Raw genomic sequence first — 17971 nt, forward strand, 5'->3', positions numbered from 1 at the left:
TTTTTTCGGGGGGCCGGGAAAGTGTCGGTTACGCAAAAAAGCCGCGCCCGGGGCACGGCCTTGTTCCTTGTTACATGTTCCTTGTTCCGGGGGACAGCCCCTACCGCACAACCTACATTGCACGAAATACACCATAATACGCCCAAATCATGCACTTCGGCTGCCTACGTTGTACGAAATGCAGCATATGGGTCTGAATTGGGGTCCTTAGAGCCGTTTTGAGAGAAATATACTGCAAAAAATACAACATAAACCATGTTACTAGGGCAATAAGCGGCATTATGCTGTATTTCGTGCAGCGTAAAAACCGGGCATAACCCGGGTATGCAAAATGCCGCTGCTAGGAGCGGCATTTTAGAGAGAAATCTGGCTTAACGATCAGTAGATGCTATTGTTAGCGACACTATGTTTTGCGAACGAGCTGATGCTTTTGCTTGAACTGGCTTGGGGTGAAGCCGATGTACTTCTTGAACACCTTCGAGAAATAAGCGCGGTCGGAATAACCAAGCCCAACGGCTAGCGTCTCGAGCGTCTGGCCGGAGCTCTTCAGCATATTGGCGGCTATCTTCATCTTGTACTGGTGCACATAATCCGTGAAGCTAAGCCCCGTCAGCCGTTTGAAATAACGGGAGAAGTAGCTTGGGTTCAGATACAGGTATTGCGCAATATCGATGGACGTAATATTGTCCGACAGATGCTCGTCAATAAAAGCTTGGATGACCTGAAGCCGCGGCTCCCGCGATTTGGCTGTGCCTCCGGGATGCCCAAGCTGCTCCTGGGCTAGACGCTCCAGCCGCCCGACCGCCAGCTCAAGCGCATCCTCCATCGTTCTTGCCGCGCCGATATAAGCGTAGACATCCTCCTCCGCCTTTCTCCGCGGGAACAGGATTTCCGCTTCGCGAAGCAGCTGTACAAGCGCCTCGGTCCACTCCTCCGGCTCGATTCTGCGGCTTTCCGCCTCTTGTCCGAAACGGAGAAAAACCTCGCGCATCTCCTCCGTGTTCTTCTCCAGGATGGTGCGTTCAAGCTCGCCGCGGAATGCCGCATTAAAGTCCTGCGGAAGCGGGTAAAAGAGCTGGCCAAGCAGCTGCGAGGACGCAGCCGCGGCCATCTGACCCATCCGGTAAAACTCCGGCTTGCCGCTTCTGATCTGCTGGTAGACGGAACCGGCGGCCTGCAGAACCAGCTTGTCGGTAACAAGAACGGTCTGCAGCGTAATCCTAAGGTATGCCGTCACCTGACGATGCAGCTCGTTCAGATAAGATTGCAGATAAGCCTGATCATTCCCCGCCAGGTTCTGACGGTAATTGTACAGCACCATGAAATGCTCCGGATCGATAAACGGCGTGATCCCTTTATAAGACTGGGCAATCTCCAGCGCAATGTTGTAGATGGCGTAACGGATAAGTGGAATATTGCTCCGGTTGTAGAGCAGCTCGTAATCCGAATAACGAAGATGAATCATCCCCATCATAAAGCACGCATAAGGCCACTCGATGCCCGCGCGCGACGCATAAGCACGCGTTTTCTCCAGATCCGCTCCGTCCATAATTACCTGGAATAACGCGCGTTTCTGCAGCTCGATGCTATACGCATCGGAATCGGTTCCCCCTTCCGCCTTCCGTCCCTTCAGACGGGCAATCGATTTGCCAAGACTCTCCTCCAGCTGGTCGGCCGTCAACTGATCCTTGATCAAATAATCGTCGGCATCCAGCTTCACCGCCTGCTGGGCATAATGAAATTCCTCGTGGCAGGTTAGAAAAATAATCCGGACGCCCGGCTTTATTGCCGTAAATTCCGCGGCCAGCTCGATTCCGTTCTTCTTGGGAAGTCCGATATCCGTAATGACGATATCCGGCATCGTCTCCTTGAACAGATGCAGCGCCTTCACGCTGGAGAACGTGCTTGCGGCTACATGCGTATCAAGCTGCTCCCACTCAATCATCTGCTGCAGCACTTTCAGCATCGGGACATCATCATCAATCAGCATGACTTTATACATGGGATACCTCCTTCCCGGCCGGAATTGGACTTGGAATAGGAATAGACAAAATAACGGTAATGCCGCCTGCGGCATTGGCGATCAGCTTCATCTCCGCCGAGCCGTACGTCAGCTTCAGTCGCTGGATGACGTTCCGCAGTCCTACCCGCTCATACGGCACATAATCCTCCGCATCCGGGTCCAGCTCCAGGTCCGAAGAAGCGTTTAATTGCCTGTTCAGCCAGACAAGCTGCTCTTCCTCCATGCCGCCGCCATCGTCTTCGATGGCTATATAAATACGGCCTTGCTCCCGGTAAGCATGAACAACGATATGAAGCTCGTCTTTCTCGTCCAATCCGTGTACGATCGCATTCTCGACTATAGGCTGGAGCACCAGCTTCGGCACAACAAAGCTCTTCAGCTCCGGCTCGATGCGCACTTCAATGGATAGCGGCATTTCGCTACGGACCTTCATAATATCGACGTAATAACCAAGCAGCCTGCATTCTTCCTCAAGCGAGGAGGGTGTATTTACCTTCAGATAGGCGCGCAGCAGATTCATTAAGGAATCGACAATGCCGCTATGCACCTGGTCCTTGCTGAGAATGAGACTGCATTTAATCGAATTAAGCGTATTGATCAGAAAATGCGGCCGAATCTGCATAAACAGGGCCTCCAGCTCCATGACCCTTTTTTGCTCCTGTTCCTGTTCGATGTTCGTAATGAGCACTTCGATCTCGTCAAGCATCTGGTTAAAAGAATGCCCAAGCTCCGCAATATCGTCCCTGCCCTTTACTTCAAGCCGCATATCGCGGTTCCCCAAAGCGAACTGGCGGGCAACCCGCTGCAGCTTCTGAATCGGATTATGCAGCTTCCTCGCGAACAATAGCGAGATGACCGAGAATACCAGCGTAAACACCAGCACCAATCCGATTCCGATGTAAAAGGCACGCGAGATCTGGCCAAAAAGCGAATCCTCCGACGTCTCGTAAGCGAGCTTCCAGTCGGTTTTGTCCAGCGTCAGCTGGTTCCGGTATACCGAATCCGAAGAATCGTCTGACTGCAGCCGGACATCCGGACTGCCCGCAATCCGTTTGCCCGTCCCGTCGAACAACGCAATCTGCCCGAACTCAACCCGCTCCAGCAGCTTTTCGAAATAGGAGCCTTCGATTCCGACAAGCAAAACAGCCGTATAAGGCTTGCCGCCCCCGTCGCCTATAACTCTCGCGAGATAATATGTGCCGTCGTCATCCGCATTGTCATGAAGAAGACCGAGATACTGCAGAACAACAGGCTTTGAGGCATTTACGTTCTTAAGGAGCGGTGCCAGCTTGCTGTTGATCGCCGCCAGGTTCTCCGAATCCGGCGACAGAATAAAGTTCGCCCGGTTGACCAGGTACATATGAATGCTGTTGTTCAGCGGCTTGGATGTAATCAGGGAGAAGCTGTCTTTTATCCGGATAAAACGGGTGTAGTCGGTATACGTATTCAGCCTGCTTGTATCCGCGAACAGATTCAGGGATGCCCGCAGCTCGGAATCGTTTACGATATAATGCGAGGCAAAGGTCACGTCGTCTATCGTCCGGTCGATCTCCCCGACTATAACGTTCAGCATGCTGTTGTTGCTGATCTGAAACTTCTCTATCATGTTCTGCTTTAACAGCGTATATGAAATAACCGAAACGGCGAGGATCGGAAAAATGATAAACAAGAGAAAGGACAACTGAATTCTTCGGTAGTAGGTTAATCTCGTCATGGCTGCGCGCGCCTCTTTCCCCATACGATATATCCTCATTGTAGCAGTATCGGTATACCGGGAACATCCCCAAGGATTGGTTAGTCCCGTTCCCGGTTCCTTTCATACCAATAACCGTCGATGCCTCTCTCAAGCCGAAGCAAAGCCTCCAGATAGAAATAATCGCCCCAGATCATATAATCATTCGGCGCCAGCCCGCCCCGCACATGATAAGAGCCATGCTTCAGCAGACCTTCCTCAGTCCCGTCGCCATTAGTCGAATATTTAGAAACCAGCGCCTCCATTGTATACTGCAGCCCGTCACGCAAATCTTTAAAAGCGGTATCCTTCTGATCCAGATGCGACAATAACTCTACCAGTCCTGCTGCCGCAATCGCAGAGGCCGAGCTGTCCCGGTTTTTCGGCTGCTCCTCCGGCAAGTGGAAGTCCCAGTACGCCACGCCGTCCTCCGGCAGATGCTCAAGAAAATAGACTGCCATCCGCTTCGAGGTTTCCAGGAACAACGGATCGCGCGTATAACGATAGGACAATGCAAAACCATAGATGCCCCACGCCTGTCCGCGCGTCCAGGTCGAACCGTTGCCGAAGCCTTGATGGGTCGCGCCGCCTACCGGTTCACCCGTCTGCTGGTCGAAGAAAAACGTATGATAAGAGCTGTCGTCGCCTCTTACCAGATACCGCCTGCTTTTCTCCGCCTGGGCTTTGGCTGCTTCCTTATAGACCGGATTGCCCGTCTGCTCGGAGGCCCAATACAGAAGAGGCAAGTTAAGCAGGCAGTCGATTATAATTCTTCCGCCTTCCACCGGATCCCCTTCCGGCCCCCAAGCTTGAAAATAACCTCCCGCCTTGCGCCAGCGCTTCATCATGACGTCAGCCGCCGCAAGAGCCAGCTCCTTCGCCGTTTGGCTGCCTTCAACGATCCATTCCGCCTTCGCGGATAAAGAATACAGAAAGCCGATATCATGATGGTCCAGCACCACATTGTCCTTCAGTCTCTGGCGGAAGCTTGCCGTTGTTTTTCTTGCCGCCTCTCTTAATCTCTCGTCACCCGAATATTCGTACCCAAGCCATAACAGCCCGCTCCAAAATCCATTGGTCCAATCGTTATTCTCTATTCGCGTATAACGGCTGCCTTCCCCTACATGAGGGTAAGAATCTCCGAATCTATCGATATTGCTCGCAATCGTGGCGATTGCCCCTTCAATTGCCGTCTTCCACATGTCTGTTCGCCCCTTGCCCTGCGATTTTCCACTATCGTAATCGAATGCGAGAGCCTTAGGAGCGACAACTTTTGCTTCGAGTGTGTAAAATTTTGACCTTTTGGCAGCTAACGGCACAACGCAAAGAAGCGGCCATGCGGGTATATCCCCCACAGCCGCTTGCCTATTACTGCGCATATTCCCTCAACAGCTCTTCCGTCGTCTGCTCGTTCCGCTGTTTCTTTACCATAATGCCTTTCGCTTCCCAGCAGGCGATGCACTTCTCCTCCGTATCGCATTTATGGGCATCCTCGCAGGTATAGCAGTATTTAATCATGTTTTTCGTAATTTCGCTTTCCCGATTGTTGCCATCCATGTTATCACTCCTTAATGATCTTTACGCCGCTTTGTCCGCCGGAGGAAAGGTGCCGTGTCCGCCTCTGCGCAGCTTATTGGTCCATTTGCGCAGCAGCGGCAGCAGGTAATAGTCGGCTCCGAACTTACCGCCGTTAAGCCCTGCAATCATCACAATGCCTCCTAGAAGAATCAGCCAAGGATTCGTGCTTACGGTCCCCGCGAACAGGAACATGAAATTCATCAGCATTCCGAAAAATGCAGCCGTTGCCGTTAGAGCGCCTAGAATAAGTCCAAGGCCAACAAGCGTCTCGCCAAGCGGAATAAGAATATTGATGGCCTTCACGTTAGGCAGCGCCACATGCTCGATAAACCGGACAAAGTTCGGATAGACATTGGCATGTGTCTCATGGTCAACAACGGGATTGGCAATCGCCCCTTTCAGGAACCCTCCCGCATCGAAGCCGTCTTTCAGCTTGTGAAAACCGGCGTCCAGCCATTGCCAGCCTACGTACAAACGGAGCAGAAGAACAAGCCCCGCGGCATAAACGTTCTCGCGCATAAACTTCAACATAATAATCTCTCCCTTAATGAATATATTGTGAATAAAATCACAAAGTTATAAGGAGGCGTATGCACCGAATGCTCCCGCCCCATGTATAACGGTTGACTCCAGTGTTTTGCCTCATATAAGCTACAGCTTTTGCAGCATTCCGGTTTTTCCGAAGAACAGCTGAATTTCCATACCCGCGTGATCGAAGGAATCGGAACAGTGAATGACATTTTCGTCGATATCGGAGCCGTAATCGCCCCGGATTGTACCGGGAGGCGCCTTCACGGGATTCGTTGGTCCGATCAAGGCTCTTGCGTTTGCTACCGCGGACCTTCCCTCCACGATCATCGCGAATACGGGACCGGATGTTATATATTGAATCAAATCCTCGAAAAACAGCTGCTCCTTCAAATGCTGGTAATGCGTGCGAGCCGTTTCCTCGGACAGCTCCTTCAGCTCCGCGTATACCGGCTTCAGCCCTTTTTTCTCGAAGCGGCTTACGATCTCACCGATCAACCCCCGCCTTACGCCGTCCGGCTTTATCATGACAAAGGCTCTTTCGTTCATGTTTACCATCTCCTTCTTGATTCCATCTTACCGCTTAACGGAAGCCGAAGAAGTGATAAAAATCACACCTTTGAAATTATTTTGGAATAATCAGTGTAACGGTTGTCCCTTCGCCCGGAGACGATTCAATGGACAAGCTGCCCCCCGCCAGCTTTGCCCGCTCCGCCATGCTGTAACGTCCGACGCCTTGCGTATGCGAAGCTGTATCAAAGCCGATACCCCGGTCCACGATTAGGGCCACTACTTGCTTCTCGTCCTCCCGGATTTCCACCTCGGCATCGGATACGTCCGCATACTTCGCAATATTGGTCAGCGCCTCCTGAATAATCCTGTAGAGGACGGTCTCCACCTGGACGTTCAGACGCTTGCTCAGATTGTTCCGGAACGATACCTTAATGCCGTAATGGGAGGTATAGTTTTCGAGATGCGTCCGCAGAGCCGGAACAATGCCGAGATCGTCCAGCACCGATGGCCGCAGCTGCCAGGCCACGCTCCGTACCTCCTCGATAATGCCGGCCACCTGACTGCGGATGAAAGGCAGCTGCTCCTCGCCATGAGCAGGAGAGGAAATGACACGGTCCAGCTGAATAAGCAGGGAAAACAAGCTTTGCCCGATGCCGTCATGCAGCTCCCGGGAAAACTTGCGCCGTTCCTCCTCCTGAATCGTCATCACTTTGGACAAGGTCTCCTGAAGCTCCTCCTCGACCTTCTTGAGCCGGGTCACCTCGTTGCGGATCGCCAGGTATTGATACGGCTTGCCGTCCTCGCCTACAAAAGGAACGATTGTCGTATTTACCCAATAGTAAGTGCCGTCCTTTGCCTTGTTCTTGATATCCCCATGCCAGACTTGTCCGGAGGATATCGTTGTCCATAGCTCCTTCATAAAAGCTTTCGGATGAGTGCCCGAGTTGATAATCCGGTGGTCCTGCCCAAGCAGCTCGGAGCGGTCATATTGGGAGATCTCGCAGAACTTATCGTTGACATAAAGAATCTTGCCCGTGTGGTCGGTCATCGCCACAATCGAAGACGCATCAAGCGCCAGCTTCACATCCGCGAGCTGCTTAAGCGAGCTCTGCAGCTCGCTTCGGAATTGCGAATCCTCGATCCGCCCCTCCAGCTGGAGCAGCAGAGAATCGACATGCTCGGCGAGCACCTTATTTCCGGGTGGATGATTAATCAAAGTTAAGCAGCCCCTTTTTCATGGCGTATTTGATCAGCTCCGGCCTTGATTTCAGCCCCAGCTTCTCCATGACGTTGCTCTTATGCGTCTCGACGGTTTTGACACTGATGACCAGCATCTCGGCCATTTCCTTGTTTGCATAGCCTTTGGCCGTTAGCGAGAGAACTTCCTTCTCGCGCTCCGACAGGGCATGAAACAAATCTCCGCTTTCTCCCCGCTGCATCCGGTCGACGTACTCCTTCATCAAACGTTTCGTTGCCGTAGGGTAAAGGTAGGCGTCGCCTCTCGCGATGGAGCGAATCGCCGTCAGAAGTTCCTCATGCGGGGCATTCTTCAGAACGTATCCGGCCGCTCCGGCATGAATGGCACGGAACAAATATTCATCGTCGTCGTGCATCGTCAATATCAGTATCGCGGTATCCGGCAGCAGCTCCTTCAGCTCGGCGGATGCCGCGAGGCCATCCTTTCCCTGCGGCATGCTTAAATCCATGAGGACAACATCGGGCTTCAGCTGAAGCGCCGTCCGGATCCCCTCATCTCCATCGGAGGCTTCCGCGACAACTTCCATATCCTCCGTGCCGTTCAAGAGCATCCTCAGTCCGGAGCGGACCATCGCATGATCATCGACGATTATCATTTTTATCATTAGCGGTCTCCTCTCTTAAGCAGCAATGAAGTTATTCTTTGCGCTTCTTCTTCGGTAAACGGCCGATCCTTCCTTCTGCCCAGCAGTATAATGCCGCTGGCGTGATTGGGATGGCTCGCCGGAACCGGCAGCCCTAGGGCCGCCCGCAGCTTTTCCGCAAGCATGACGGGACATTCACGGAGCAGGGCGGCATTGGTCCTTTCATCCACCCTCCAAGCCGTTCCGTGACGCAGCACCATTCCGCCTATTCCTATTCCCGGCTGAATTCTCATATGTTCAACTTTGCCGTTCAGGCTGCCGATCGCCGCATTCCATTTCATGCTCCGGTGATGCTCGGCAGAACCGGCAAACGCAATAAAGTCGCTTCCGCTTCCGTGAAGGATTTCCTGAAGGCCCGGCGACAGATACTCTTCGCCGGCAGACTGCGATAACTCTCTCAAGGTGCTATCCCCTTCGTTTTTCGTATTCGATACGGCCTACCCATTGTCCTATTGTAAAGGATGAGAAATTTCTTGTATGTAAGGGGGTTCCCTTATTCAAGAGTCAGGGAATTCCCCTAGAAGGCAGAAAAAAACCCGGCTGACCGCAGCCGGGGTTACATACGGCAAATCTCCTTCGGGCAATTCTCGCAGCAGCATGTATCCCGCAGGTACCGCAAATTTTTGATGATAAAATGGCCGTCCTCATAAGCGATAACGTCTTCCTTCTTGAGATCGCTTAGCATCCGGTTGACGCTTTCGCGCGTCGCCCCGATCATATCGGCCATTTCGGTATTGCTCATTTTGAGGGTGATGTAAATGTGCTCCGCCTTCGGCCTGCCGTAAGAGTTGCTAAGTCGGATGAGCAGCGAGCAGAGCGCCCCCGTCTTGCCGAACATCATGAGATCCCGGAATTTGGTCTGCGTCAGGCGGTGCATGAGCCCCATCCATCTCATAAACTCGACGGCCAGGTCGCCATGCTGCCACAGCAGCACCTCGAGGTCCTTCCGCTGAATAACGCCAATCCTCGCATCCTCCGTCACTTCGGCCCGGAAGCCGTGTACGGAGTCCGGGAACGGATCCATCTGACCGATTAGGTCACCCTTCTGATATAAATACAACGTTAACGCGCGTCCGCCGTCCGTCGACTTCGCGGCCCGAACGCGGCCTTTTATAATAAAATAAAGCTTATCCGCCGCATCCCCTTCCCAGAACAAGCAGCTTCCCTTGTCATAGCTGCGTTTGTACATTATGCTGTCCAGCTTCTCGAAGCTGTCCTGCGATAAAACGGGCTGCTGCCCTTCCATCGAAGCGTTGTTGGTTCCCATTGCGGATATCCCCTTCCGAGTGATCGTTATCCTCATCATAACGTCATTCGTGATGCGGCAACATCGGGGAATCTCCTGATCTTCAGGGGAATATTTCCTTATTTATGGCGAAGAAGCCCCTGAGGGCATTCCGCCTGAAGGATGGCGGCAGCGCGGGCAACCTCCTGCTCTGTTGGAACGGGAACACCCTCCAGAGGGTACGGGCGCCCCAGCGTCTGCCATTTGTAAACTCCCATCCGGTGATACGGAAGCAGCTCAAGCTTCTCCACGTTGCCCAATCGACCGACAAACCTGCCCAAGCGACGCAGATCCTCCGCATGATCAGTTATGCCGGGAATAAGCACATGGCGGATCCATACCGGCTTGGATAAGAAGGACAGCCATTTGGCAAAATGCAGGATCCGGTCATTGGGCTGCGAAGTCAGCCGTTCATGCTTGCCGCGGTCGATCTGCTTCAAATCCAGCAGGACAAGATCGGTATAGCTCATCAGCTCGGCCGCATGGGAAGGGTCGCAGAAGCCCGAGCTGTCCAGCGCCGTATGCAGGCCAAACCTCTCTTTGCAGGCCTTGAACAAAGCCGAGACGAAGGGAGCCTGCAGCGTAGGCTCTCCTCCCGTCACCGTAATCCCGCCGCCCGAGCCGCGGTAGTAAGGCAAATATGGCTCAATCTCCTGCAAAACCTCCTCCACTGTCACCTGCCGGACTGCGGCCGTATCCCAGGTATCGGGATTATGGCAGAACTGGCACTGCAGCGCGCAGCCCTGCATGAACAGGACAAACCGGATGCCGGGGCCGTCAACGGTGCCAAAGGTATCGATCGAATGAATGCGTCCTTTCATGCCCCATGCTCCTTTCGTACCTTAGATTTCGCCGTGGAAGGTCCGGTTGATCACATCGAGCTGCTGCTCTCTCGTCAGCTTGATGAAGTTGACCGCATAACCGGATACCCGGATCGTCAGCTGCGGATAATTCTCCGGATGCTCCATTGCGTCAAGCAGCTGCTCGCGGTTAAAGACGTTGACGTTCAGATGATGCCCGCCGCTTGCCGTATAGCCGTCAAGCAGAGCGGCCAGGTTGCCGAAGCGGGCCTCCTCTTCCTTGCCAAGCGCCTTCGGAATAATCGAGAAGGTGTTCGACACGCCGTCGAGGCTATGCTCGTAAGGAATCTTCGCTACCGAAGCGAGCGAAGCAAGCGCGCCCTTGCGGTCCCGGCCGTGCATCGGATTCGCGCCCGGCGCGAATGGCTGGCCGGCTTTGCGGCCGTCCGGCGTGCTGCCGGTTTTTTTGCCGTACACGACGTTGGAGGTGATGGTCAGGACGGACATGGTAGGAATCGCGCCTCGGTAGGCCTTATGTTGGCGCAGCCGGTTCATAAAGCCTTCGGCTAGCTCAACGGCAAGCTGGTCGGCACGGTCGTCGTTATTGCCGTATTGCGGATATTCGCCTTCGATTTCGAAGTCGACCGCAATTCCTTTCTCGTTCCTGACCGGACTGACCTTCGCGTAACGGATCGCGCTTAAGCTGTCGGCCACTACGGATAGACCGGCAATTCCGCAGGCCATCGTCCGGATAATATCCCGGTCATGCAGCGCCATCTCAAGCCGTTCATAGCAGTATTTGTCATGCATGTAATGGATGACGTTCAGAGTATTCATATACAGCTTGGCAAGCCAATCCTGGACGACGGCGAATTTTTGCTTAACCTCCTCATAATCCAGCACTTCGGAGGTAATAGGCGCGATAGCCGGACCAACCTGCACGCCAAGCTTCTCGTCTACGCCGCCGTTAATCGCGTACAGCAGCGCCTTCGCCAGATTCGCCCTTGCCCCGAAAAACTGCATTTGCTTGCCGATCCGCATGGCGGATACGCAGCAGGCAATGCCATAGTCGTCTCCGAAATAGGGACGCATCAGGTCATCATTCTCGTACTGAATCGAGCTGGTCTCGGCCGAGACCTTGGCGCAATATTTCTTGAAAGGCTCGGGCAGCTTAGCCGACCATAGAACGGTTAGGTTGGGCTCAGGAGCGGGTCCAAGCGTATAGAGAGTATGCAGGAAACGGAAGGAATTGCGCGTAACCCGCGTCGCTCCGTTTAAGCCCATGCCGCCAACCGATTCCGTCACCCAGGTCGGGTCGCCGCTGAACAGCTCATTGTAGTCGGGGGTCCGGAGAAACTTCACGATTCTGAGCTTCATGACAAAATGGTCAACCAGCTCCTGCGCTTCCCGCTCCGTTAAGGTACCTTCCCTCAAATCCCGCTCGATATAAATATCGAGGAAGCTGGATACGCGTCCAAGGCTCATCGCCGCTCCGTTCTGCTCTTTGATAGCGGCCAGATAGGCAAAATAGAGCCATTGCACCGCTTCCTGCGCATTTGCCGCAGGAGCGGAGAGGTCAAAGCCGTACGCGGCAGCCATGGCCTTCAGCTCGCCAAGACTCCGAAGCTGCTCGGATAATTCCTCGCGAAGCCGGATAACCTCCTCCGTCATCGCGTCTACTTCCAGCTGCAGCAGCTCCTCTTTTTTTCCTTGAATCAGCCGATCGACGCCGTATAGGGCAACGCGCCGGTAATCCCCGATAATGCGGCCGCGGCCGTAAGCGTCGGGCAAGCCCGTGATGATCCCTGCTTTTCTCGCGGCCCGCATATCGGTCGTATAAGCATCAAAAACGCCTTGATTATGCGTCTTGCGGATATCCGTAAATAGACGGAGCATCTCGGGATCAAGTTCGTAGCCGTAAGCCTCGCAAGCATCGGCAGCCATCCGAATACCGCCAAAGGGCTGCACGGACCGCTTCAGCGGCGCGTCGGTCTGCAGGCCAACGATTCTTTCCTTGTCCTTGTCGATATAACCCGGCGCATGCGAAGTGATTGTGGATACGGTATGAACATCGATATCATGGACGCCGCCGCGCTCCCGCTCTTCCTTGAGCAGAGTGCTGACCTGCCGCCAAAGCGCATTCGTGTCTTCGGTTGCGGATGCGAGGAACTGTTCGCCGCCTTCATACGGCGTAAGGTTCTTCTCGATAAACGAATTGACATCAATCTGCTTCCGCCATTTACCGTCAGCGAACCCCCGCCATGCTTCTTTGCCGGCCGTCCCTCTTCTGACTTCGTTTTCCTTCATCGCCATCTTCAAGCACCTCCGTTTTCTATGTCTCCATGTTACTTCTTTGCTTGGTGCGCGGCTGTGATCTTCCTCACAAAGAAAGAGATATTTACAGCTCCCGAACGGGAACCGTACGGACGAACCTGCTGTCAATCCGGTTGCTTCGAAACGTCGGTTCCTTCAGCTTCAGCCAATGGATTTGCTGCAGCAGATACTCGACGTCCGTATGACCCTCCTCCAGCATAGCGCCAATCGGCTCGGATAAGGCGCGGTCATAGATCCCGTGCAAAGGATAGATACGGCCGCCGATCAAAGGAATAACCGCATCATACCCTTCCCGCCTCCAAAGCAATAAGAGGCTGGCCGCCGCCGCCGACGGGTGAGGCATGTGGCATCCTAGCATCCATACGTCCGGGTATCTCGCCAACGCTAGCCCCGCATGCATGCCGCTCAGTATGCCTTGACCCGCATAATAATCGCTAATGATTCGAATATCCCGGTCGACATGGCGAAGAAACAGCTGAGGATGATTCGTAACAATCGTGACCTCCGCGCATAGACTTTTCATTTCCTTGATTTGGCGATGCAGCAAGGACTGACCCTCAACGACAAGAAAAGCACGCTCATCAGCCCTCTCCGTTCCGCAAACGTCCCCTGCTAAAATGACGCCCGATACCACCTTAATCACACCTTTCGTTCGACTGACATTAAGAAGTAAGAAAGAGCTGCCGATCCGGAGATCGGCAGCCCCAATTGCAGGTATGAATCTTAGAATCTGCCGTAAAAAGCGTTACGGTAAATGTCCGCCAGCTCGGCGACAAGCGGCATGCGGGGATTCGCGGTGGTGCACTGGTCCTCGAATGCGCGGTCAGCCAGATAGTCAACTTTTTCTTCGAAGTCCGCTTGATCAAAGCCGAGCTCCTGGAAGGTTTCCGGGATGCCAAGCGAACGGTTCAGCTTCCGCACCGCTTCAATCAGGCTGCTTACCCCCTCCTCCGTCGTCCGGGCAGGAAGTCCAAGCATGCGGGCGATTTCCGCATAGCGCTGATCGGCAACGAAATGGCTATATTTCGGGAACGACGTGAACTTCGTAGGCTTCTGAGCATTATAACGAATGACATGAGGCATCAGGATCGCATTGGTGCGGCCATGCGCCGTATGGTATTGGCCTCCCCATTTATGCGCCAGGCTGTGGTTGATGCCGAGGAACGCATTCGCGAAGGCCATGCCTGCAATGGTCGAGGCATTGTGCATTTTCTCGCGGGCGAGCGGGTCTGCCGTATGATACGACTTCTCCAAATTCTCGAATACGAGGCGGATTGCATGCAGCGCAAGGCCGTCCGTATAGTCGCTCGCCATGACCGATACATAAGCCTCGATCGCATGAGTAAGCACATCCATTCCCGTATCGGCAACCGCCGTCTTCGGCAGGCTATATACAAATTCCGGATCGATAATCGCGACATCCGGCGTCAGCTCGTAGTCGGCCAGCGGATATTTGGTCTGCCCTTCTTTTTTGTCCGTAATGACCGCAAAAGAAGTCACTTCCGAGCCCGTTCCCGAGGTTGTGGGAATCGCTACGAATTGGGCCTTATTGCCAAGGCGCGGATATTTGTACACCCGCTTGCGGATATCGAGAAACTTCTGCTTCAGCGAATGGAAGCTGGTGTCCGGGTACTCGTAAAAGAGCCACATCGCTTTGGCCGCGTCCATAGGAGATCCGCCGCCAAGAGCGATAATGCAGTCCGGCTTGAAGCTTTCCATCAGCCGGGTGCCGCGCTCAACCGTTTCAACCGACGGATCCGGTTCAACATCCGAGAATATCTCCATGGCGACGGGGACGGTCCGTTTGCGCAAGTAGTATTCCAGCTTCTCGACATAGCCCAGCTTCACCATCATCGCATCGGTGACGATAAGAACCCGTGAAATATCCGGCATTTTCTCCAGATACTGCGTTGCGCCTTTCTCGAAGTAAATTTTCGGCGGAATTTTGAACCACTGCATATTTACCGTCCGGTAAGCCACTCGTTTGATATTAATCAAGTTGACGGCCGTTACGTTCGAGGTCGTCGAGTTATGGCCGTACGAGCCGCAGCCAAGCGTCAGCGAAGGCAGGTTCGTATTGTAAAGGTCGCCGATTGCGCCGTGGGTCGACGGCGAGTTGACAATAACCCGGCCGGTCTTGAGCCGATCCGCAAACGCCCGGATCACTTCTTCATTACCCGAATGGATAACGGACGAGTGGCCGAGGCCTCCAAACGCGACCACCTCTGCCGCCAGCGTTATGCCCTGCTCTGCCGAGTCCGCTTTATAGCAGGCCAGCACGGGGCTCAGCTTCTCGGCCGACAGAGGGAAATCCGTTCCGACGCCGGACAACGGGGCAATGAGAATTTTCGTATCCGCGGGCACCTCGATCCCCGCCATCTCCGCAATCCGGACGGCTGGCTGGCCCACGATCTTTCCGTTTACCGCACAGCGGTCGCCCTGAATGACGAGCTTCGATACCGCTTCCGTTTCCTCTTCATTCAGGAAGTAGCAGTCGTTGTCCTTCATCAGCCTGCATGCCTCATCGTAGACGGGAGCTTCGATAATAACGGCCTGCTCGGAAGCGCAGATCATGCCGTTATCAAACGTCTTGGAGAGAATCAGGTCCGTCACCGCCTGCTTCAGGTCAGCCGACTGCTCGATAAAGCAAGGAACGTTGCCCGGCCCTACGCCTAACGCCGGCTTGCCGGTGCTGTACGCGGCTTTGACCATCGCCGATCCGCCGGTTGCAAGCACAAGAGCAACATCGGGATGATTCATCAAGAGCTGCGTCGCTTCCAGCGAAGGCGTCTCGACCCACTGCACGCAAAACTCGGGCGCCCCGGCGGCAACCGCCGCTTCAAGAAGCGTCTGCGCCGCAGCCGCGCTGCTCTTCTGGGCGGAAGGGTGGAAGGCGAATATAATCGGATTGCGCGTCTTCGCCGCTATCAATGCCTTGAACATCGTAGTGGAGGTCGGGTTGGTTACCGGCGTTACACCGGCAATAATGCCAACGGGCTCCGCTACTTTTTTGTAGTTCTCATAGACATTCTCTTCGATGACGCCAACCGTGCGGTCATGCTTGATGCTGTGGTAGATATATTCCGTCGCAAATATATTTTTCGTGATTTTATCCTCGTACACGCCTCTGCCGGTCTCTTCCACCGCCATCTTCGCCAGCTGCATATGCCGGTCGAGGCCCGCAAGCGCCATGGCCTGCACGACGCGGTCCACCTGTTCCTGGTTCATGCGCATGTAAGCTTCCTGCGCCGCCTTGGCGCGCGCCACCAATTTGTTGATTTCGTCTTGTGCGGAGTGTTGGGCTTCAAGCTTGCTTTCTTTTACAGCCATCTTCTTCTCCTCCTCATACCGGAGATCTCGTCTCCTCATGCCTTCATCGTAAAGAAATTCAAACCGGCTCACTATGACATTTCTCACACTTTGAAAAAAGACTTCAGGAGAATAAATAGTCCATGTCGGTCAAAATCGTCTCGGCCAGCGGAAACAGCAGCTCTTCTTCCATCTGGAAGTGGGCGGTCAGAATAAAGCAGCCCTGGGTCAAGCAATCGCAGCCTTCCTTCAGTTCATGCTGCAGATCCGCGCCGCTTAACGGCTCCAGCCGTAAAGCATGGAGCAAGGCGCTGCTTGCCTGGACAAACGATTCGATATACTGGACAGCAAGCTCATGGTCTTTTTCCAGCACCCATAACGAAGGCATAATGGTTGGCTCGATCTTCTTGTGCGAATAATGCATCAGAATAGGGAACAGCTCCTCCTCTTCCCAAACGGAATGCCGCTTCAGCTCGCGCAGGAGAATCTCGGCTTCTTCCCGAAGTCCGATTAAGCCCTCTATCGTAACGTAATTGCTCATCCCCGTAGCATGATGAATGCTTTGCTGGCATATAGCGCTGCACATCGCTTTTATTTGTTCATGGTCCGATTCCAATCTCATCGCCAGCCTTGCAAAGGAGCTTGGCCTTGCCGTATTAAACGGATCCAGTCTCATTCCAATCCCTCCCGTACCGCTTCCTTAAAAATGTTCATGCCTCAGCCTACCATCTGCCGGTCATAGCCGGCTGTGACGCATATCACAGTTGGCCGGACGGACATAGAACGTTCAAATAAAAAGGCCTGCCCTGCGCAAATCCAACCGAAACACCACAAAATCGAGCGAGAAGCCCGGCTGGTTTTACGCTAAACTTGGGAGAGTTGTTATCGATTCATGACTCGGTTGAGGGGGACAGGATAATCTATGAAACTGGAAAACATTAAACTTGAGATTAGCAGCGGGGCTACGCTAACGCTTTATCTGCACGACATTATGGAATTAAGGGAAAAAGCGCGCCCTATTGTTCTGGTCACGCCCGGAGGAGCATACCGTTTCTGCTCAGAGCGGGAAGCCGAGCCCGTAGCGATTGCCTTCTACAACGCTGGCTACCATGCGGCGGTATTGCGCTACTCCTGCATGGAGGATGCACGTAATATGCAGCCGATGGCGGAAGCTTTGGAGTCAATCCGGATACTAAGAGAGCATGCTGAGAAATGGCATATTCTTGCGGATAAAATCGCGGTTTGCGGTTTTTCGGCAGGCGGACATTTGGCTGCTTCCACCGGTACGATGTGGAATGAGCCCGCGCTTATGAAGCGCTTGAACTATGAGGGAGATATTCTGAAGCCTAATGCGCTCATTCTTGGCTACCCGGTTATTACTTCCGGTGAATTCGCGCACCGCGAATCGTTCTACCACATCAGCGGCTCGCCTGAAGACGATGAGACATCGGGCTTTTATTCGCTGGAGAAACGCGTAACCGGCGAAACTCCCCCAACCTTCATCTGGCATACGGAGGACGATCCGGCGGTTACGGTGGAGAATGCACTGCTCTTTGTAAGCGCTTTGCGTAAGCACCAGGTACCGTTCGAGTGCCATATCTTCAATAAAGGTGAGCATGGCCTGTCCCTGTGCAATGAAGAAGTAAATACGCCGAATCCGCATTGCGCCCACTGGTTCGGCTTATGTATCGAATGGCTGGACTCGATTGGGCTGGGTTTGGAAATTTAATAAGAACGGCCAGGGATTTCGATCCCTGGCCGTTTTTTTCTATTAGAGAACGAACAAATCTGGACATGTTCGCGACGCTCTAAGGTGGATGGCTGATAAGGAAGTTTTCGTGTTACAGCTCATGTCCGCGAGGACGCCGAGCACCGGGCTGCGCAGTAGCAGGCTTTTTGCCTGCTACTGCTCATGTCCGCGAGCGCGCCGAGCACCGGGCTGCTCAGTAGCAGGCTTTTTGCCTGCTG

The 17971-nt window shown here is 53.8% G+C and carries 16 protein-coding genes; 1 reads left to right on the top strand and 15 read right to left on the bottom strand.

Going from position 1 to position 17971, the window contains the following annotated elements:
• Positions 1 to 403 precede the first annotated feature (403 nt).
• The 15 genes from ACR9FF_RS25295 to ACR9FF_RS25365 form a co-directional block, all read right to left on the bottom strand.
• Complete coding sequence (locus ACR9FF_RS25295) at positions 404 to 2002, bottom strand: response regulator transcription factor (RefSeq protein ID WP_435166063.1); 1599 nt, start codon at positions 2000 to 2002, stop codon at positions 404 to 406.
• Entirely contained in the window at positions 1995 to 3761 is a 1767-nt protein-coding gene (locus ACR9FF_RS25300) for a cache domain-containing sensor histidine kinase (RefSeq protein WP_435166066.1), read from the bottom strand. Before ACR9FF_RS25300 ends, ACR9FF_RS25295 begins: the two co-directional genes overlap by 8 nt.
• A gap of 56 nt (positions 3762 to 3817) precedes the next feature.
• Positions 3818 to 4957: a glycoside hydrolase family 88 protein gene (locus tag ACR9FF_RS25305; RefSeq protein ID WP_435166069.1), complete on the bottom strand. Its 1140-nt coding sequence runs from the start codon at positions 4955 to 4957 to the stop codon at positions 3818 to 3820.
• Positions 4958 to 5123: 166 nt separating this feature from the next.
• Positions 5124 to 5312, bottom strand: a complete 189-nt coding sequence (locus ACR9FF_RS25310) for a hypothetical protein (protein ID WP_127498440.1) — start codon at positions 5310 to 5312, stop codon at positions 5124 to 5126.
• A gap of 21 nt (positions 5313 to 5333) precedes the next feature.
• Complete coding sequence (locus tag ACR9FF_RS25315) at positions 5334 to 5864, bottom strand: TQO small subunit DoxD (RefSeq protein WP_317979953.1); 531 nt, start codon at positions 5862 to 5864, stop codon at positions 5334 to 5336.
• A gap of 120 nt (positions 5865 to 5984) precedes the next feature.
• Positions 5985 to 6410 carry a nucleoside-diphosphate kinase gene (gene ndk, locus ACR9FF_RS25320; protein ID WP_127498436.1) on the bottom strand — a complete coding sequence of 142 codons (426 nt, stop codon included), beginning with the start codon at positions 6408 to 6410 and terminating at the stop codon, positions 5985 to 5987.
• Positions 6411 to 6486: 76 nt separating this feature from the next.
• Positions 6487 to 7590 (bottom strand): sensor histidine kinase, encoded by a 1104-nt coding sequence (locus ACR9FF_RS25325; protein WP_435166074.1) that lies wholly within the window; start codon positions 7588 to 7590, stop codon positions 6487 to 6489.
• Positions 7583 to 8236, bottom strand: a complete 654-nt coding sequence (locus ACR9FF_RS25330; protein ID WP_435166077.1) for a response regulator transcription factor — start codon at positions 8234 to 8236, stop codon at positions 7583 to 7585. The genes ACR9FF_RS25325 and ACR9FF_RS25330 overlap by 8 nt, the downstream gene beginning before the upstream one ends.
• Positions 8236 to 8676 carry a hypothetical protein gene (locus ACR9FF_RS25335; protein ID WP_435166080.1) on the bottom strand — a complete coding sequence of 147 codons (441 nt, stop codon included), beginning with the start codon at positions 8674 to 8676 and terminating at the stop codon, positions 8236 to 8238. The genes ACR9FF_RS25330 and ACR9FF_RS25335 overlap by 1 nt, the downstream gene beginning before the upstream one ends.
• A 155-nt stretch (positions 8677 to 8831) precedes the next feature.
• On the bottom strand, positions 8832 to 9542 hold the full coding sequence (locus ACR9FF_RS25340) for a Crp/Fnr family transcriptional regulator (RefSeq protein ID WP_201008226.1): 711 nt from the start codon (positions 9540 to 9542) through the stop codon (positions 8832 to 8834).
• A gap of 98 nt (positions 9543 to 9640) precedes the next feature.
• On the bottom strand, positions 9641 to 10381 hold the full coding sequence (gene pflA, locus ACR9FF_RS25345) for a pyruvate formate-lyase-activating protein (protein ID WP_435166083.1): 741 nt from the start codon (positions 10379 to 10381) through the stop codon (positions 9641 to 9643).
• 21 nt (positions 10382 to 10402) lie between these two features.
• A complete protein-coding gene (pflB, locus tag ACR9FF_RS25350; protein WP_435166086.1) occupies positions 10403 to 12673 on the bottom strand; it encodes a formate C-acetyltransferase in 2271 nt (756 codons plus the stop codon).
• A gap of 85 nt (positions 12674 to 12758) precedes the next feature.
• On the bottom strand, positions 12759 to 13328 hold the full coding sequence (gene mobA / locus ACR9FF_RS25355) for a molybdenum cofactor guanylyltransferase (protein WP_435166089.1): 570 nt from the start codon (positions 13326 to 13328) through the stop codon (positions 12759 to 12761).
• Between the two features lie 89 nt (positions 13329 to 13417).
• On the bottom strand, positions 13418 to 16024 hold the full coding sequence (gene adhE / locus ACR9FF_RS25360; protein WP_435166092.1) for a bifunctional acetaldehyde-CoA/alcohol dehydrogenase: 2607 nt from the start codon (positions 16022 to 16024) through the stop codon (positions 13418 to 13420).
• A gap of 103 nt (positions 16025 to 16127) precedes the next feature.
• On the bottom strand, positions 16128 to 16679 hold the full coding sequence (locus ACR9FF_RS25365) for a hemerythrin domain-containing protein (RefSeq protein WP_435166095.1): 552 nt from the start codon (positions 16677 to 16679) through the stop codon (positions 16128 to 16130).
• A 246-nt stretch (positions 16680 to 16925) separates the two neighbouring features.
• On the opposite strand from ACR9FF_RS25365, the gene ACR9FF_RS25370 reads away from it, so the two are divergent.
• The gene (locus ACR9FF_RS25370; RefSeq protein WP_435166098.1) at positions 16926 to 17732 is read left to right on the top strand and encodes an alpha/beta hydrolase; all 807 of its coding nucleotides are present in this window, start codon (positions 16926 to 16928) and stop codon (positions 17730 to 17732) included.
• Positions 17733 to 17971: the final 239 nt, after the last annotated feature.

The organism is Paenibacillus glycanilyticus, assembly GCF_051200795.1.
GTDB classification, from domain to species: domain Bacteria; phylum Bacillota; class Bacilli; order Paenibacillales; family Paenibacillaceae; genus Pristimantibacillus; species Pristimantibacillus glycanilyticus.

Bases quoted from the DNA above. Each gene is read 5' to 3' on its own strand.
- ACR9FF_RS25295 (WP_435166063.1), bottom strand. From the start codon at position 2,002: ATGTATAAAGTCATGCTGATTGATGATGATGTCCCGATGCTGAAAGTG.
- ACR9FF_RS25300 (WP_435166066.1), bottom strand. From the start codon at position 3,761: ATGGGGAAAGAGGCGCGCGCAGCCATGACGAGATTAACCTACTACCGA.
- ACR9FF_RS25305 (WP_435166069.1), bottom strand. From the start codon at position 4,957: ATGTGGAAGACGGCAATTGAAGGGGCAATCGCCACGATTGCGAGCAAT.
- ACR9FF_RS25310 (WP_127498440.1), bottom strand. From the start codon at position 5,312: ATGGATGGCAACAATCGGGAAAGCGAAATTACGAAAAACATGATTAAA.
- ACR9FF_RS25315 (WP_317979953.1), bottom strand. From the start codon at position 5,864: ATGTTGAAGTTTATGCGCGAGAACGTTTATGCCGCGGGGCTTGTTCTT.
- ndk (WP_127498436.1), bottom strand. From the start codon at position 6,410: ATGAACGAAAGAGCCTTTGTCATGATAAAGCCGGACGGCGTAAGGCGG.
- ACR9FF_RS25330 (WP_435166077.1), bottom strand. From the start codon at position 8,236: ATGATAAAAATGATAATCGTCGATGATCATGCGATGGTCCGCTCCGGA.
- ACR9FF_RS25340 (WP_201008226.1), bottom strand. From the start codon at position 9,542: ATGGGAACCAACAACGCTTCGATGGAAGGGCAGCAGCCCGTTTTATCG.
- pflA (WP_435166083.1), bottom strand. From the start codon at position 10,381: ATGAAAGGACGCATTCATTCGATCGATACCTTTGGCACCGTTGACGGC.
- pflB (WP_435166086.1), bottom strand. From the start codon at position 12,673: ATGGCGATGAAGGAAAACGAAGTCAGAAGAGGGACGGCCGGCAAAGAA.
- adhE (WP_435166092.1), bottom strand. From the start codon at position 16,024: ATGGCTGTAAAAGAAAGCAAGCTTGAAGCCCAACACTCCGCACAAGAC.
- ACR9FF_RS25365 (WP_435166095.1), bottom strand. From the start codon at position 16,679: ATGAGACTGGATCCGTTTAATACGGCAAGGCCAAGCTCCTTTGCAAGG.
- ACR9FF_RS25370 (WP_435166098.1), top strand. From the start codon at position 16,926: ATGAAACTGGAAAACATTAAACTTGAGATTAGCAGCGGGGCTACGCTA.